At 45.1% G+C, this 16189-nt stretch carries 17 protein-coding genes; 6 read left to right on the top strand and 11 right to left on the bottom strand.

The features are described from left to right. Window positions 1-13: 13 nt before the first annotated feature. From B5444_RS06580 to recR, 7 genes are read right to left on the bottom strand one after another with little or no spacing between them, the layout of a single operon-like run. Entirely contained in the window at window positions 14-799 is a 786-nt protein-coding gene (locus B5444_RS06580; RefSeq protein WP_079654426.1) for a glycosyltransferase family 2 protein, read from the bottom strand. Beyond that, on the bottom strand, window positions 796-1725 hold the full coding sequence (locus B5444_RS06575; protein WP_079654425.1) for a dihydroorotate dehydrogenase: 930 nt from the start codon (window positions 1723-1725) through the stop codon (window positions 796-798). The genes B5444_RS06580 and B5444_RS06575 overlap by 4 nt, the downstream gene beginning before the upstream one ends. After that, complete coding sequence (gene trpE / locus B5444_RS06570; protein WP_079654424.1) at window positions 1725-3197, bottom strand: anthranilate synthase component I; 1473 nt, start codon at window positions 3195-3197, stop codon at window positions 1725-1727. Before trpE ends, B5444_RS06575 begins: the two co-directional genes overlap by 1 nt. 9 nt (window positions 3198-3206) lie before the next feature. Then, on the bottom strand, window positions 3207-4037 hold the full coding sequence (locus B5444_RS06565; RefSeq protein ID WP_079654423.1) for a MinD/ParA family protein: 831 nt from the start codon (window positions 4035-4037) through the stop codon (window positions 3207-3209). 3 nt (window positions 4038-4040) lie between these two features. Continuing rightward, window positions 4041-5150: a flagellar biosynthesis protein FlhF gene (locus B5444_RS06560; protein ID WP_079654422.1), complete on the bottom strand. Its 1110-nt coding sequence runs from the start codon at window positions 5148-5150 to the stop codon at window positions 4041-4043. Next, window positions 5140-7176: a flagellar biosynthesis protein FlhA gene (gene flhA, locus B5444_RS06555; protein WP_079654421.1), complete on the bottom strand. Its 2037-nt coding sequence runs from the start codon at window positions 7174-7176 to the stop codon at window positions 5140-5142. Before flhA ends, B5444_RS06560 begins: the two co-directional genes overlap by 11 nt. A gap of 7 nt (window positions 7177-7183) precedes the next feature. Then, window positions 7184-7798: a recombination mediator RecR gene (gene recR / locus B5444_RS06550; RefSeq protein WP_079654420.1), complete on the bottom strand. Its 615-nt coding sequence runs from the start codon at window positions 7796-7798 to the stop codon at window positions 7184-7186. A gap of 26 nt (window positions 7799-7824) precedes the next feature. Between recR and yaaA the strand changes: the two genes are divergently transcribed. Genes yaaA through B5444_RS06530 form a run of 4 tightly spaced genes read left to right on the top strand, consistent with a single transcriptional unit; the run spans window position 7825 to window position 11241 of the window. Beyond that, window positions 7825-8493 carry a peroxide stress protein YaaA gene (gene yaaA, locus B5444_RS06545; RefSeq protein WP_172838440.1) on the top strand — a complete coding sequence of 223 codons (669 nt, stop codon included), beginning with the start codon at window positions 7825-7827 and terminating at the stop codon, window positions 8491-8493. Next, the gene (locus B5444_RS06540) at window positions 8490-9428 is read left to right on the top strand and encodes a glycosyltransferase family 2 protein (protein WP_079654418.1); all 939 of its coding nucleotides are present in this window, start codon (window positions 8490-8492) and stop codon (window positions 9426-9428) included. Before yaaA ends, B5444_RS06540 begins: the two co-directional genes overlap by 4 nt. After that, on the top strand, window positions 9429-10022 hold the full coding sequence (locus B5444_RS06535; RefSeq protein WP_079654417.1) for an EAL domain-containing protein: 594 nt from the start codon (window positions 9429-9431) through the stop codon (window positions 10020-10022). Then, window positions 9988-11241, top strand: coding sequence for an epoxyqueuosine reductase QueH (locus B5444_RS06530; RefSeq protein WP_079654416.1), 1254 nt, complete (start codon window positions 9988-9990; stop codon window positions 11239-11241). The genes B5444_RS06535 and B5444_RS06530 overlap by 35 nt, the downstream gene beginning before the upstream one ends. Here B5444_RS06530 and mazG read toward each other — a convergent pair. Next, the gene (gene mazG / locus B5444_RS06525) at window positions 11194-11934 is read right to left on the bottom strand and encodes a nucleoside triphosphate pyrophosphohydrolase (RefSeq protein ID WP_079654415.1); all 741 of its coding nucleotides are present in this window, start codon (window positions 11932-11934) and stop codon (window positions 11194-11196) included. The two genes, B5444_RS06530 and mazG, sit on opposite strands and share 48 nt — an antisense overlap. After that, the gene (thiO, locus tag B5444_RS06520) at window positions 11921-12967 is read right to left on the bottom strand and encodes a glycine oxidase ThiO (RefSeq protein ID WP_079654414.1); all 1047 of its coding nucleotides are present in this window, start codon (window positions 12965-12967) and stop codon (window positions 11921-11923) included. The genes mazG and thiO overlap by 14 nt, the downstream gene beginning before the upstream one ends. Window positions 12968-12991: 24 nt before the next feature. Between thiO and B5444_RS06515 the strand changes: the two genes are divergently transcribed. Next, on the top strand, window positions 12992-13411 hold the full coding sequence (locus B5444_RS06515; protein WP_079654413.1) for a hypothetical protein: 420 nt from the start codon (window positions 12992-12994) through the stop codon (window positions 13409-13411). After that, window positions 13399-14496 carry a prephenate dehydratase gene (gene pheA, locus B5444_RS06510; RefSeq protein ID WP_079654412.1) on the top strand — a complete coding sequence of 366 codons (1098 nt, stop codon included), beginning with the start codon at window positions 13399-13401 and terminating at the stop codon, window positions 14494-14496. The genes B5444_RS06515 and pheA overlap by 13 nt, the downstream gene beginning before the upstream one ends. Here pheA and B5444_RS06505 read toward each other — a convergent pair. Together B5444_RS06505 and B5444_RS06500 are read right to left on the bottom strand one after the other, a co-directional pair. Next, on the bottom strand, window positions 14464-15345 hold the full coding sequence (locus tag B5444_RS06505; RefSeq protein WP_079654411.1) for a DUF58 domain-containing protein: 882 nt from the start codon (window positions 15343-15345) through the stop codon (window positions 14464-14466). The two genes, pheA and B5444_RS06505, sit on opposite strands and share 33 nt — an antisense overlap. Then, entirely contained in the window at window positions 15323-16186 is an 864-nt protein-coding gene (locus B5444_RS06500; RefSeq protein WP_079654410.1) for a slipin family protein, read from the bottom strand. The genes B5444_RS06505 and B5444_RS06500 overlap by 23 nt, the downstream gene beginning before the upstream one ends. Window positions 16187-16189 lie beyond the last annotated feature (3 nt).

Raw genomic sequence — 16189 nt, 5'->3', positions numbered from 1 at the left:
GGTTAAGCTTTTGTTAAGGCAGCTTGACTATGCCTTTTTTGCAGACATACTCTTCAGACTGTATAGCCATCCTTAAAAGCTCGTCGTTTCTGCTTAGGCTTTCCCTTGAGTTCTCTGGATGCCAAAGGTGAAAGCATACGGCCATGAAGGGATGGACCTTCTTCTTGAGTCCGTACTTAAACAGCCTTACTGCTAGCTCGCTGTCTTCTCTTCCCCAGCCGACAAACTCTTCGTTAAAGCCGTTAACAGCTATAAGATCCTCCCTCCAGAAGGACATGTTACAGCTTTTTATACCCTTGAGGTTTTTGTTTGAAAAGGCAGGAAGGATGGGAAGATGGAATATGTGGTGTGCATTCGTGATATGTTTCAGGTGTTTTAATAGGAAGGTAAGGGAGTTGGCCTGACGGTACGTAAAGGTACTTGAAAGTTCTTTTGACAGTAGCACCCTCTTACCTTGGACAAAGAAACCCTTTTGTGCTAACTTCATGTGATCCTCTACAAAGTGTTTGTTTACTACACAGTCACCGTCCAAGACTATTATGTAATCCCCTTCTGATACCTTTATTCCTTCGTTCCTTATCTTCGCCGCCCTAAAACCAAGATCATCGTGCCAGACATGCTTGACCACAAAGGGAGCCCTTCTTGAAAAGTCCCTAACAGCCAAAGCTGTATCCTCAGTGGAGCCATCATCTGCTACGATCACTTCGTAGGGAAGTACCTTTTGGTAAGCAAGACTCTCCAAAACCCTCATAAGGTAGTCTGGGTTGTTGTATGTAGTGACTATCACAGAAACCTTCATGGGGTTACTCTTAAGCCATGAGCTCTGCCCACGAGCTTGGTAAAGCTCTCTAAGGACCTCTCCTTCAAGTATTCCTCTATCCCTTTTATTATCTTGAGTGGAGCTGTTGGATCAAAGAAGTTAGCTGTTCCTACCTGCACAGCGCTGGCACCCGCAAGGATGTGTTGCAATGCCGAATCTGTATCGTATATACCACCCACACCTATCACGGGTATGTAAGATCCTACTTCTTCGTAAACCTCCCACACCATCCTGACGGCTATGGGAAGTATGGCAGGTCCAGAAAGACCACCCTTGTATGTAGAAAGCTCTGGCCTTTGAGCCTTTATATCTATCTTCATACCCACTAGGGTATTTATGGCTACGAGGCCATCCGCACCGTTTTCTAGGCATACTCTTGCGTACTCCTTTATGTTATCCACGTTGGGAGAAAGCTTTACCAAAACAGGCTTTTTAACGTGTGACTTTATCCTGTCTATGAGTCTACCTAGGACTGCCTTGTCATGTCCGAAGAGCATGCCACCCTTTTTTACGTTAGGGCATGAGACATTCAGTTCGTAGGCCACTACCTTATGTGCGGATTCTAATGCTAGGCATACTTCTAGGTACTCTTCTTCTGTTTCTCCGAATACGTTGACTATAAAGTGGGTGTTCACCTTCTCTATGTGTGGGTATATCTTCTTCAGGAAGCCCTCTACGCCAGGATTTTGCAGACCAATGGAGTTGAGCATACCGCAAGGCGTCTCTGCTATCCTCTCCGGTGGATTGCCTTCTCTTGGCTTTAGTGATATGCCTTTGGTAACTACAGCTCCAAGCTGGGATATGTCATATATCTCCATGGCCTCAAGTCCGTACCCAAAGGTACCCGATGCCACCCAAACGGGATTCTTGAACCTCACACCAAAGAGCTCTACAGATAGGTCCATCAGGTATCCTCCGCCATATGTATAGCTTTCATTATGGCCTTTGCCTTATTTACCGTCTCCCACCATTCCTTCTCAGGGTCTGAGTCTGCCACTACACCAGCTCCTGCCTGTACAAAGACTTCTCCTCCCCTAAAGATGGCCGTCCTTATAGCTATTGCCATGTCCATGTTTCCCTGAAAGGAGAAGTATCCTACGGCTCCGGCGTACACACCTCTTCTCTCAGGTTCTAACTCTTCTATTATCTGCATGGCTCTGACCTTTGGAGCTCCAGATACTGTACCTGCGGGGAAGGTAGCCTTGAGCACGTCTACAGGAGACATTCCATCCATAAGCTCACCTTCTACGTCGCTCACCATGTGCATCACGTGAGAGTACCTTTCCACTCTCATAAAACTGCTAACCTTTACAGTCCCTGGTTTGCATACTTTACCCAAATCATTGCGTGCAAGATCTACAAGCATCAGATGCTCAGCCCTCTCCTTCTCATCTCTTAGAAGTTCCTCCTCTAGGAGTATATCCTCTTCTTCTGTGGTTCCTCTCCTTCTTGTACCGGCTATGGGTCTTGTCTGCACTATGTTACCCTCTAGCCTTACCAACACTTCTGGAGAGGAGCCCACTACCTGCAAACTTCCTAGGTCCATGCAGTACATGTAAGGGGAGGGGTTTAAAAACCTTAGAACTCTGTAGACGTCCTGAGGGTTACCAGTGAAGGTCCTTTTAAACCTCTGAGAGAGGACTACCTGTATGGCATCTCCTTGGGCTATATACTCTTTTGCCCTCTCTACAGCCTTCATAAAGTCTTCTTTGCTAAAGTTAGACTCCCAGCCCTTTAAGTCTGGTTCCTTCTCCTTGAAATCCTTAGGATATACACATCTGGTGAATATTTCCTTGCTACATCTGTCTATCTCTCTTACTGCCCTTTCGTAGTCCCCTTTTGCATCCTTAGACACTCTTACGGGTACTATGATCCTTACCTTGCCCGTGAGGTTGTCGTGCACTATGAGTCTGTCTGTAAAAATCATAAACATGTCGTATACGGATATGGGATCTGGCTTTTGGTCTTCAACAGGCTCGTAGAGCTTGATAAGGTCGTAGCCTATGTACCCCACAAGCCCACCCCAAAAGCGCCCAAGACTTGAATCCTGGTAAGGTATAAAGCCTTCTAAGATCTTTTTTATCTCCGAGAAAGGGTCTTTGGTTATAGTGTGCTCTACCCTTCCGTCCTTGATGATCTCAAAAATACCCTTCCTGTAAGTACAGTAGAAAGATCCACCCAGGATTATGAAGGAATACCTACCCCACTTTATCCCACCCTCGGCGCTCTCCAGCAGGATGTTGAACTTCCCTTTTTCTTGGGTTTTTAAGAATATGGACAGGGGAGTCTCCGTGTCTGCCAGAAAGTCCTTGTAGAGAGGGATGATGTTGTAAGTTCTTGAAAGCTCTAGAAATTCCTCCAACGAGAGATTAAGCATAGTTAAATTTTAACTTCTGAGTCTGAGTCTGTTAAAAAGACGTTCCCAAAAGTTAAGTCTTAGGGGTTCTACATCAAGGGGAAGCTTAGAAAGAGCGAGGGATAGTTCTCTGATCAGAGTATCGTCAAAAGGATCCTGTCTTACTATCCGTCTTATGAGTTTTGGGTTGTAGCTTATGCTTCCGAGGTACTTTACGCTTGCGGTTGTAAACTTTTCGCACAACGTGCTTATGGTTTCGTATACCTTATTCCCTTCCTCCCTTGAGCTTACCTTATTCACTATAATGCAAAATTCCTTTACGTTCTCCTCCTTGTTTAAAACCTTTATAAGACCATAGGCATCCGCAACGGCTGTAGGTTCTGGTGTTGTTATGATTATAGGGATGTGAGAAGAAGAGACGAGGGCTATGGTGTCTGAGTGTATGCCTGGTGGCGTGTCAAATATAACGTAATCATAACTCCTTTCCGCAAATTCTTTAAGCCTCCATAATAAAGCCTTCAGTTGAGCTTCTGGTAGGTTTACCATATCTTTTATGCCACTACCACTTGATATAAAAGAAAGGTTTTCATTCAGTGGTACAACTATTTCGTCCATGCTACATTCGCCTTTGAGAAAGTCATACAGGTTTTTAGGTGATGCAATGCCAAGCATAAGGTGCACGTTGCTGAGGCCCAAGTCTCCGTCTATGATGAGGACCTTCTTTCCTTTATCAGCTATTATCTTGCCTGTGTGTACCGTCAGAAGCGTCTTTCCAACGCCTCCTTTACCACTGGATATGGAAAGGTAGAGGGTCTGCTTGCCCTCTTTCTGCCTTTCTAAGAGAGCCATTTGTTCCTGCATGGCTTACCTCTCCAAAAAGAGCTTTGCGAGGTTTTCGTAGCTTGCTATCTGTATGTCATTCGGTACACGCTGCCCAGTTGTGTAGCATAGTATAGGTAGCTTTGTCCTGCAGAGTACGTTGAGCATGGTTCCGTAGTAGTTGGTCTCATCAATTTTTGTAAAGATAAGACCCTTTATGTGTAGTGGTGAAAACCTTTCTATGCTTTCGTACATGACCTTCTCATCTACGTTGGTGCTTATTGTAAGGTAAACTTCGCTAGCTGGAAGCTTAGAGAGGTAAGGAAGAAGCTCTCTTATCTTTATCTCATCGTACTGGCTTCGTCCTGCTGTATCTACAAATATGCAATCCATGGAGGAAAATTCACCGATGCATTCCCTAAACTTGTAAGGTGTGTCTGCAACCCTGAAGGGGAGCTCCATGGCTAGGGCAAAGGCTTTTAACTGCTCCACAGCACCCACCCTATAGCTGTCTATGGTAACTATCCCTACAGACATGCTTTGATTCTTTAGCATATGCGCGAGCTTTGCTATGGTGGTAGTTTTGCCAACGCCCGTGGGTCCCACCAAGGTCACTATTCTCAGTCCCTTATCCTTGTCAAAGAAATCTTCTACCACCTTTATATGGACCTTAAGAGCCTCCACCAAAGATTCTAGGCTATCGCCCTTAAGGTCAAGCCTTTTGAACTCGTAGTCGTAGCCGCACGCAGACTCTACTATCCTCTGCGCCACATCCTTAGAAACACCCTTGTTCAATAGCTTGTTTATCAAGTTTAGGGCACTTATGGAAAACTCCCTTTCAAGCTCGGCACTGGGTTTGTCTTGGACTTCAAGCTTCTGCTTGTTTATGCTTTCCAATATCTCTTTAAGGGTTTGCTTGAGCTTTTCTATTTCCTCGTACACATTGTTTTGCTTTCTTAGTTCCTCTGAAAAGTCTTCCTTGTCGGGTATTCCCACTGTGACTTCCAGGTAGGTACGCCTAGGGAATGGCATGAAGGGAATTAGTCTCTTCTTCACCACACGGGTGGAGAGTATGAGAGCGTCTTGACCGTAAAGGGCTTTTATATCCTCCACCGCCTCCTGTAGAGACTTGGAAAAAATCTTTTTAATCCTCATCCACTACACCTAATACTTTTAGGTTGACCTGTCTGTCAAGTTCATTATACGACAGTACTACGAGCTGGGGTATGTAGCTCTCAAGAACTTTCCTTATATGCCTTCTGAGAGTAAAGGTGGTTATAAGCACGGGCATGGCGCCGTAGGGTGCAAACTTGGAGATCTCACTGGAAAGCTTTGGATATAAACGGTTGACTACGGTGTCTAAAAACTCGTCTTCTCTTCCCTCCTGGACGTAAGAGGTGAGCTTTGCTTCAAGTTTAGGGGAGAGTACAAGGGCATAGAGGGTATCTCCTGTCATGTATAGGCGTGTGATCCTTTTGGCCAACCTTTGTCTTACGTACTCAGTAAGGAGTTCTACATCCTTGGTCTGATCTATGTAGTCTGCTAGAGTTTCCACTATGCTCATAAGGTCGTTTATGGGTATACCTTCTTTCAGGAGGTTTTGCAGAACCCTGTGAAGTATGGATATGGGTATAAGGTCTGGGACAAGACCCTGCATGGCCTTTGGGTATTTCTTGCTTAACCTCTCCACAAGCTCCATAACTTCCTGTCTTCCGAGGATCTCATGTAAGTTTCTCTTTATGACCTCAGAAAGGTGGGTTATAAGAAGGGTGGGTATGTCTACGACCATGTAGTTTAGCCTTTGAGCTTCTGCCTTCTGATCTTCCCTTATCCAGTACGCCTTTAGCTTGAAAGCTGGATCCTTTGCCTGAATAGCTTGCAAAGGACCTTTGGCGTTCCCCAGGTCTATAGCCAGTAGGTGGTTGGGCATCACCTCGTACCTATCCACCTCTATACCTCTTATAAGGATCCTGTACTCGTATGGTCTGAGCTTTAGGTTATCCCTTATGTGAACGAGGGGAACCACAACACCATACTCGCTGGCTATCTGCTTTCTTATGGTCCTGATCCTTGAGGCTATGTCTCCCCCTTCTTTCTCTTCAACCAACGGCACTAGCCCGTAGCCTACTTCCAGAGATATGGCCTCTGGCTGTATTATGTCCTCTTCCTCCTTCTTTTCTTGAGGTTTTGTCCTCTCTTTCAACATCTTTTCCAAATTCTGAAGCTCTCTTTCCTTGAGAGCCTTTTGGGAAAGGTAGTAGAGAAGACCCATAATTCCAGACATTAGGAAGAAGGGCAGTTTAGGAAAGCCTTGTATAAGACCTATTAAAAACAAGAAGCCGGAGGAGTATAGGAAAACCCTTGGATCCTTGTGGAATTCCTCAAGAAGAGTTTTTCCGAGTTCTTCCTTTGAAGACGACTTGGTAACTACTATGCCCGCGGCTGTAGATAGGAGAAGTGCTGGTATCTGCGAGGCTAGACCTTCCCCTACCGTGAGCACTGTGTATGTGTTTAATGCGTCCATAAAACCCATACCCTTGAAGACTATCCCGATTAGAAGACCCCCCACTATGGATAGGAAGAGTATGATTAAGGCTGCTACAGCGTCTCCTCTTATAAACTTACTAGCACCATCCATAGCACCGTAGAAAGCAGCTTCCTGCTCAAGCTGAGCTCTTCTTCTTCTAGCTTCTTCCTCTGTTATGAGTCCGGCGTTCAGGTCTGCGTCTATGCTCATCTGTTTACCTGGCATGGCATCCAAGGTAAACCTGGCAGCCACCTCTGATATCCTCTCGGCTCCCCTTGTGATGACTACAAAGTTTATGACTATGAATATGAGAAATACCACTATACCCACTAACACCTCTCCACCTACTACGAACTTACCAAATCCTTCTATGATATGACCTGCTGCGCCTGTTCCTTCATGTCCGTGCAGTAATATCCTTCTGGCCGCAGCTATATTTAGAGATAGTCTCAGGAGGGTTCCCAGAAGTAAAACAGTTGGGAAAGCAGAGAGTTCAAGAGGACTCTTTATGAACATGGTAAGGACCAGAACGGTAAGCGAAAAGGCTATGCTTGTTACCAGAAGTAAGTCAAGAAGTATGGCGGGTATAGGGAGTACTATTGCACCTATGACTACTCCAAGGAAAAACAGTACCCAAGACTCCCTCCTAAGCACTCAGTAATTATAGTTTTTTCCTGTTTTCTATGGACTTTTCCAAGGAAAGACTGTCGGTAAACTCTATAAAACCGCCGAAGGATAGCCCAAAGGATACACGACTTATAGTAAGGTTTGGAAACTTCCTTTTAAGGAGCTTGTAAAGGTAGTTGGCCGTGGCTTCACCTTCCACGTTGGGATTTGTGGCCAGTATGACCTCCTTAGCTTGATTCTTCTCCACCCTTTCCAAAAGCTTGGGTATGTTTAAATCCTCCGGTGAAATACCCTCAAGGGGTGATATCCTTCCCCATAACACGTGGTACACGCCTTTGTACCTTTCCAACTTCTCTATAGCATAAGCATCCGATGACTCTTCAACAACGCATATGTACCTCCTGTTCCTACCTTCGTCGGAGCATATCCTGCATGGATCCATGTCAGATACTATGCCGCACTCAGAACAGGTGATGATGGACTCGGAGGCTTTCATCATAAGGTTTGCTATCCTGAGTCTCTCTTCCTTAGGAAGCTTTAGGAAATTGTATACTAGCCTGCTTGCTCCTCTCTCACCGTAGGTGGGTATCTTTTCTATGTTTTTTAGTAGTTCTCTGAGGATCTCAGGGAAGTACTTCTCAAATGCCATAGAAACATTGTAAAATGTTTCTAATAATGATGCAGGTTTACCTCCTTCCCAGCTCAAAGAAACAATCCCGAATGGTCCTAGGTAAATATACCCTAAAGGATTTCTTCACAGAAGAGAGTATAAACAGGTTCAGGGAGTTGGACGACAAACGCATAGAGCTCTTAAAAGTCATCTCTTGTCAGGAGGAGCTTCTTCCCGTCTGGCGCAGGTATGCCGGTCCTTTCTGGAATTCCCTTGAATTCTGGGTCCTCCCGCCTAAGGTTCAAAACCACCTAGCCGAGAATTCTGTGGTTATTTCCCCTGTCTTTGGACTTCTTTCCTTAAACGACTGGATACCTTACTGTCAAGCTCAGTGGAGTAAAGAGTTAAGATCCTTCTGGAGGGAAACGCTAAAAGGTATTTCGCGAGAACTCCTTAAGGATAAGGTGGTCTTCAGCTTTTTGGGAAAGGAGGAGCTTTCTCTAATTGACACGTCCTCGTGCCAAAAGCTCATAACCTTTGAGTTTTACAAAAGAGAGAGGAGGGTTTACAGAGATCAGCCACACAAAGCCTATACCCTCCGCTACATAGCCGAAAGACAGCTCGGTTACGAACATCTCACTGTTATCAACTTTTACGACTACAAAGTAGAAAGCATAAGGGAGGAGGGAAAGAGGGTGAGGGTGGTACTAAAAGGTCAGGGGGCTTACATATGATCTCTGTGGTGATACCAGCATACAACGAAAAGGATAACATACCCATACTGTACGAGAGGCTCAAGAAGGTCCTAGAAAGTCTAGGAGAGGACTACGAGATAATAGTGGTGGACGATGGCTCTACTGATGGGACCTTTGAGGTACTTCAAGAACTTGCTAAGGTTGATGAAAAGCTGAAGGTGGTACGTTTTAGAAGAAACTATGGGCAAACTGCTGCTATGTACGCCGGTTTTGAGTACGCCAAGGGTGATGTGATAATCACCATGGATGCAGATCTACAGAACGATCCAGAGGACATACCAAAGCTTTTAGAAGAGCTCAAAAAAGGTTACGATATAGTAAGCGGTTGGAGGAAGGACCGCAAAGATCCCTTCCTTTCAAGGGTTCTTCCCTCCATGATAGCCAATTGGATAATCTCTAAGGTCACTGGCGTACACCTTCATGATTACGGATGTACCCTAAAGGCTTATAGATCTGAAGTAGTGAAAGATCTTGAGCTTTATGGAGATATGCACCGCTTTCTGCCGGCTCTAACGAAGAGGCAAGGAGCTAGGATAACAGAGGTCGTAGTAAGACACCACCCAAGGCTGTATGGGAAGTCCAAGTACGGGCTAGGAAGAACTATCAAGGTAATCCTTGATATACTTCTGGTTAAGTTTCTCAACGAGTACATAAACAGGCCCATGTACGTCTTCGGATACGTAGGCCTCTTGCTGCTCACCTTTGGTCTTCTATCCATGCTGTATCTAATATTCGTGAAGATTTTCATGGATGAGCCCATAGGTAGAAGGCCTTTGCTTATCCTAAGTGTATTAGCCATCATATCTGGAATACAACTCCTTTCCACAGGTATCCTTGCAGAGCTCCTAGTTAGGATCTACTACACCTCAAAGGAGCAAAAGCCATACGTGGTGGAAAGGGTAATAAACCTATAGATGAAGTTGGAAAAAATCCTTAGGACACAGAGCTTAGAGCCTTATGGTTATGAACTTCTCATGGGTAAGGCACCCAGAAGTGTAGAGGAAGATTGGGAGTTTTTCAACGCTTTGATTGAGTTAGCATATCCAGAAAGTCTATATGTTTACTTTATCAATATATACCCAAGAACTATAATACGCCACCAAGATGAATTGTATGAAATCCTAAAAGATAGAGAAAACATAGTGCTTGAAATAATAGAAGAAGATACTAAGGAGGAAGAAATTATATATTTAAGTAACATCAAAGATTATCTAGGTTTTAAATTCTGCATAGATGATTTTGGAAGAAGATCCTCCAACATAGACAGGCTTATCCTCTTAAGACCTGAGTTTATAAAGCTTGACTTTGAACTTTTGAAAGGTTATAACCTTGAGGTTGTTGAAAACGTCAAGAGACTAGTACATAGTATAATCCCGGGCGTAAAGCTCATAGCCGAGAAGGTAGAAACCCAAGAGCAGTACAACATAGCTCTTGCCCTTGAAATAGACTTTGTGCAGGGCTATTATTTTATGCATGAAGATTCTGGCTCACATATGCTGCGCCCCTGACGCTGTCTACTTCTTAAAAAGGCTAAGGGAAGACTTTAAAGAAGCACACATAGTGGGCTTTTTCTACGACCCCAACATCCATCCTTACGAGGAGTATAAGCTCAGACTCTTGGAAACCAAGAGAGTATGCCAAGAGCTAGGTATAGAGCTTTATGAAGGTGAGTACGACGTTGAAAGCTGGCTTTCTAAGGTTAAGGGCCTTGAGGATGAACCCGAAAGAGGTAAAAGGTGTGCTGTGTGCTTTGACTACAGGCTTTTGAGGTCTGCAGAGTTTGCTAAAGAGATAGGTGCCACCCATCTCACTACTACCCTCCTTATGAGCCCTAAGAAAGACCTTAGGATGCTCTCCGAGTCTGGACAGAAGGTATGCCAGGAGTACGGCGTTGAGTTTCTTGCCCTTGACTACAGGAAGGGTGGCGGAACTCAGGAGATGTTCAGGCTATCCAGAGAGCTTGAGCTTTATCACCAGGATTATTGTGGTTGTGTGTATGGACTTTTCAAGCAGAAGAAAGATCAAAGTGTGTGGGATCTGATCTCCTACATGGGTAGAAGACCAGGAAGCAAGGAGGAAAGAGCCTTCATAAAAGAGGTCAGACTCTTTGCAGAATCTATAGGAATTGCCTGCAAGGAGTGGGAGTTTTCCTTCATAAACTGGAGACCTATACTGGGTAAGCTTGAGGTAGATGGTAAGGCGATTCCCTCCTTTGTAAGACCCTACTCAAGGTCCATAAGGGGTGTGTTGAAGACAGATCCCCATGAGCTCGTAGGAGATACTCTCTACTACTCAAAGGGAGGGTTAAGGGTTGTTTTCGTGGAGCCCTTTGAAGACAGACCTATTGAGGAGTTTGATGGCGTGGCAGACCCTACTTTCCTCGTGCCCACTGAATACAAGGAGGAGCTTTTACACAAGAGAGTAAGCGCACAGCTAGAGGTGGAGTTTACTCCTTCCGAGAGCAGCGTCCTACTTGTAGGTGACTTTAACTCTCCAAGGATACTCTGCATACCCGCAGATACCCTACAGGATGGCAGGGGTATAAACCTTGACTTTGTGTGTGAGTTTATGAAGCTTAGCTCTAAAAAGATACTCTCTGGTGAGCTGGCCTTGCTCGTGGCAGGTGCTGAGTCTCTCGGGCATGTTGGCAGCAAGTACTTCCAAGAGAGAACAGAAAGGTCAGTCGTACATCTTGGCTTCCATCCAGAGTCTGTCCATCTCCTCTAGGGTCATGTCTTTGAGGTCCTTTCCCATCTGCTTGGCCTTTTGCTCTATGTAGGAGAATCTTCTTATGAACCTGTCGTTTGCCTTCTGGAGGGCAGTTTCTGCGTCCACCTTCAAGAACCTTGCTAGCTCTACCACAGCAGTGAGTATATCACCCACCTCGTGTTCTATGTCCTTCTGACCTTTACCTTCACGTATGGCCTGCTTTAGTTCCTCTATCTCCTCCTGAAGTTTTTCAAACACCTGGTCTATATGGCTAAAGTCAAAGCCTACGGAGCTTGCTCTATCCTGTATCTTTTGACTCCTGGCCAGAGCTGGAAGGCTCTTTGGTATTCCATCAAATATGCTCTCTCTCTTCTTGTTGGCTTCCCAGTTTTTGAGTACCTCCTCAGGGTTGGCATCTGAAAACACGTGTGGATGCCTTTGTATGAGCTTTTCTATTAGGTTTTTTACTACATCCTCAAAGGTAAAGGCTCCCCTCTCCTTAGCTATCTGAGAGTGAAACACCACCTGTAGAAGCACATCTCCAAGCTCCTCTTTAAGTTTTCCGTCATCCTTCTCGTCTATGGCCTCCAAAAGCTCGTAGACCTCTTCCAAGGCATATTTTTTAAGGCTTTCATGCGTTTGACTTCTATCCCATGGGCATTCCTTCCTTAGTCTTTCCATAATCTCCAAAAGCTCTTCAACCTCTCTCATGTTTGAACCTCTCAGAGGAAAAGATGTCTAAAAAGGGACTTTTCTTTCCTTGAAGGTACTCAAGGACTATCTTTGAAGTTATGGGACCATGAAGGATACCGTTCCTGTAATGCCCTGTAGCTACTATGTAGTTGTTCCCTGTTTCAAAGATAGGAAGTTCGTCGGGCGATGCTGGCCTAAAGCCGTACAACGTGGATATGAGTTCCGAATCCTTGAGTGCTGGCATTAGCTGTATGGCTCCTTCCGATAATCTTTTTACACCCTCCAGACTCACCCCTTCCAAGAAGCCTACCCTCTCGCTCGTTGCACCTATGTAGAGGTACCTTTCCCTGGGTATAAGGTAAGACACGGAGGAGTAATGGACTATAGAGGGTTTGACACCCTTCACCTTTAGAGCTTGACCCTTTATAGGAAACACGGGTAAATCAAAGAGCTGACCGGTCCATGCACCTGTAGCAAACACGTAAAACTCGGCCTCATAACATCCTTTTATCCCTACCACCTCTTCCACATAACCGTCTTTTTTCCTTACCTCCCTTATGTGGTCTATTACGAGCTCAGCCCCTAACCTCTCTGCTGCCTTCCACAGGGCGCTCATGAGCTCTTCTGTGTCTACCCATCCTTCTTCTTCGTAATGAATCACCTTCTTTACCTTTGAAGAAAGATCAGAAGTGGGTTCCTCCAAATGAAGCTTGTAACCCATCCTGGTATAAGCCTCAGCGATGGATAGAAGGTCTTCTTCGCCCTCTAACACGAGCCTTCTTATACCTTCCTGCCAAAAGCTGACTTTGTAGCTGCTTGTTTCTTCAGCAACTTTTACAAACTGCGGGAACTCCTTCAAGCTTTGGTAGGAGAAATCAAATATGTATCCCTTTAATCCTTCAGAGAAGGGAGCAAGCATACCACCCGCCACCCAAGAGGTAGACTCCTGAGTGTTCTTGGTGATGATGGCGACCCTGTAGCCCTCGATCAGCAACCTTAAAGCGCACGAAAGCCCTATTATGCCACTGCCTACAACAATGATCTTTGTCATGTTTTGTAATTTATAATAAATTACATGGGTGAGCTAAAAAGGCAAGTTGATACGGACTATGTGTACTTCGCAGAGGTGGAGCTGCTTCTAAACCACGGCGTAGGTTATCCCGAACTCATCCCTCAGCTGAGGGAGAAGGTCTACAGGGAAGGTCTGGAGGAGAGTCCTTACGTGAAAAAAGCTGACAGAAAGCTGATCCAGAGCGTCCATAGGTATATAGAACTCCTTGAAACCTCCGACGAGCCTATAGACGATAAGGAAGACGAACCCATAAACAAATGGTGGTGGCATCTGCACAAGATAGCTAAGGGTAGGTATCCAAGCCTTACGCTCCCTGAATATCTTAGGGAGATTTACAGAAAGAGGAGGAAGTACTGGAGACAAAAGGGAAGACTTACCCATCCACACAGTATGGATTACACTAATCATACATGGAGAGTATAAAAGATTTACGTGCCCAGATAGACAAGATAGATGAAGAGATATTAAGACTGCTCAACGAGAGAGCTAGGATCGCTAAGATCATAGGGGAGGCAAAGAGGAAAGAAGGTGTTCATCTCCACTCTCCAGAGAGGGAGAGAGAAGTTTTAGAGAGGGTTATAAGGTTAAACAAGGAGCTATACTCGGAGCAGATACCATCCAAGGCAGTGGCCCACATCTTTAGAGAGATCATGTCTATGTGTCTATCTTTGGAAAGGAATGGGGGCATAAGGGTGGCCTACCTAGGTCCTAAGGCTACCTTTACGCATCAGGCGGCCTTGGAGTACTTTGGTCTTTCGGCCAACTATGTGATGGTCAACACTATAAGGGATGTCTTTGTTGAGGTAGAAACTGATAGGGTAGACTACGGAGTGGTGCCTGTAGAAAACACCACTGAAGGTGTTGTGAACTATACGCTAGATATGTTTTTGGAGTACAACACTAAGATAGTGGGGGAAGTAGTCATCCCAATAAAGCTAAACCTCCTCTCCACTCGCCTGGACTTGGAAGGGATAAGAAAAGTTTACTCTCATGGACACGCGCTTGCTCAGTGTAGAAACTGGCTTGAGAAGAACTTACCTCACGCAACGCTCATAGAGACTGAAAGCACAGCCAAAGCCTGCGAAATCGTCTTAGAGCAGGATGATGCAGCTGCTATAGCCAGTGAGGCAGCCGCCTATACGTACCATCTCAACATACTGGCTCAGAACATTCAAGATGGATCTAACAACTACACTAGGTTCCTGGTGATAGGAAAGAGAGAGGTCAAGAGGACAGGCAAAGACAAGACCTCTCTTCTGTTTGCCGTAAAGCATCAAGCTGGAGCTCTGTATAGGGCTCTTGAAAGCTTCTACGTGCATGGCATAAACCTCACTAAGATAGAATCAAGACCTTCTAAGAAGAAGGCGTGGGACTATGTGTTTTTTGCGGATATAGAAGGTCATGTGGAGGATGAACCAGTACGTAAGGCCTTAAGCATGTTAGAAGATAGGACGCAGATGGTCAAGGTCTTAGGATCATACCCGAGGGCTCTGTTTGAAGAGGGCTAACTCGGTCAGGATCCTCCTCTTCTGTCTTTCTCCATAAGCTGGCTCTAGAAATACATCTCCAAGCCTTAAACCCACAGGATAGCCTTCTCTTGTGAGTTTTACACATAAGTAAGCTAGCTTGGAGAGTTTCTCTTCTAGGTTACCTTCTACCATATCTAAAGAGAGGACTATGGGTTTTCTTTCTTCAGATACCATCTTCCTTACCATGAGTCTTTCTGTCTTAGCAAAGAGCTTCCAGTGGATAAACTTCACAGGCTCTCCTGAATACTCCTTGATTGAATGAAACTCTTCAACCCCCTTCTGAAGAGTATCCTCCAGACTCTGTTTAGTCTTACCTGTAGCCGTATGTAATACGTGAAAGTTTTCAACCTTCAGTAGCTTTGGAAAGACCACCAAGTTTAATGGCACTTCTACCGTATAGTACCTCCTGAACATGCCTACGGGGAAATCTGAAAAGATGGTAAAGGTTATAGAGGGATGTAAACCCCTACTCTTAAAACTTAGGCTTATCTTTTTCTCTGAGCTTTCGCGCACATACGGAAAGTAACATAGAACATCTTCGTCGTAGGAAACACCTATAAGGAAAGAGGGTATCCTTTTGGAGGAGCCAATCATGAGGGTAAAGGTGGCGGGTGTACCTGCATACACCTCAGGTGGTGGTATAAGTGTAAGACTCAGGCCTTTTATGTTTTGTAGGGAAAAGATACCAGACAAGAGCATGAAAGAGAGCAAGGCGGACACTACCATGTAGAGCAGGTTGTTCCCAGTGTTTACGGCGGCGACACCTAAAAAGACGGTGATGCCTATGAAGATATGGCCGAAGGCGTTAACCTTTACCTTGTACTTCATCCTTTAGAAAGTGCTTTAGAAGCTCCACAGGGATAGGAAGCACTACCACGTTTCCTGGTTTTGTACTTACATTTTGAATGGCCTCTAGGTACCTTATCTGTATGGCCAATGGCTCTGAAGCCAAAACTTTAGCTGCTTCAGCCAACATCTTAGCAGCCTGGTACTCAGCTTCGGCCGTTATTACCTTTGCCCGTCTTTCCCTCTCCGCTTCCGCCTGTCTTGCCATGGCTTTTCTTAACTCTTCAGGGAGGTCAATCCTCTTCAGTTCTACTGCTATCACCTTTATGCCCCAGGGGTCTGTTTGCTTGTCTATGATCTCTTGGAGCTTTAGGTTTAGCTTCTCTCTTTCCGAGAGTAGTTCGTCAAGCTCGGCAGCACCGCATACGCTCCTTAGAGTAGTCTGAGCTATCTGGGATGTAGCAAACATGTAGTTCTCTACGCTCACTACAGCCTTTACAGGATCCACTATTCTAAAGTAGACTACCGCATCCACGCTCACGGATACGTTGTCCTTGGTTATTACATCCTGGGTGGGAACGTCTAAGGTTACCGTCCTGAGGTCCACCTTCACCATCTGATCTATGAAGGGGATTAGTATGAAGAGTCCTGGTCCCTTTGCACCTATCACTCTACCTAACCTAAAGACTACAGCCCTCTCATACTCTTTGGCTATCTTTATAGAGGAAATGATTACTATCAGGAGAAATACGGCAGCGAAGAAGATTATAGGAACACCCATGATAAGCCCTCCCAAGGTCTTTAAAAAATCAATACCGATGACTCCGAACAGTATAAAACCTACAATTATGAAGAAAGGTAAAGCTTCTAAGAAATCTCTCATGAC

The sequence above is a fragment of the Thermocrinis minervae genome, from assembly GCF_900142435.1.
In the GTDB taxonomy this organism is placed as follows: Bacteria; Aquificota; Aquificia; order Aquificales; family Aquificaceae; genus Thermocrinis_A; species Thermocrinis_A minervae.
The sequence above is the reverse complement of the archived record's forward strand: the minus strand, read 5'-3'. Positions and strand labels throughout refer to the sequence as shown.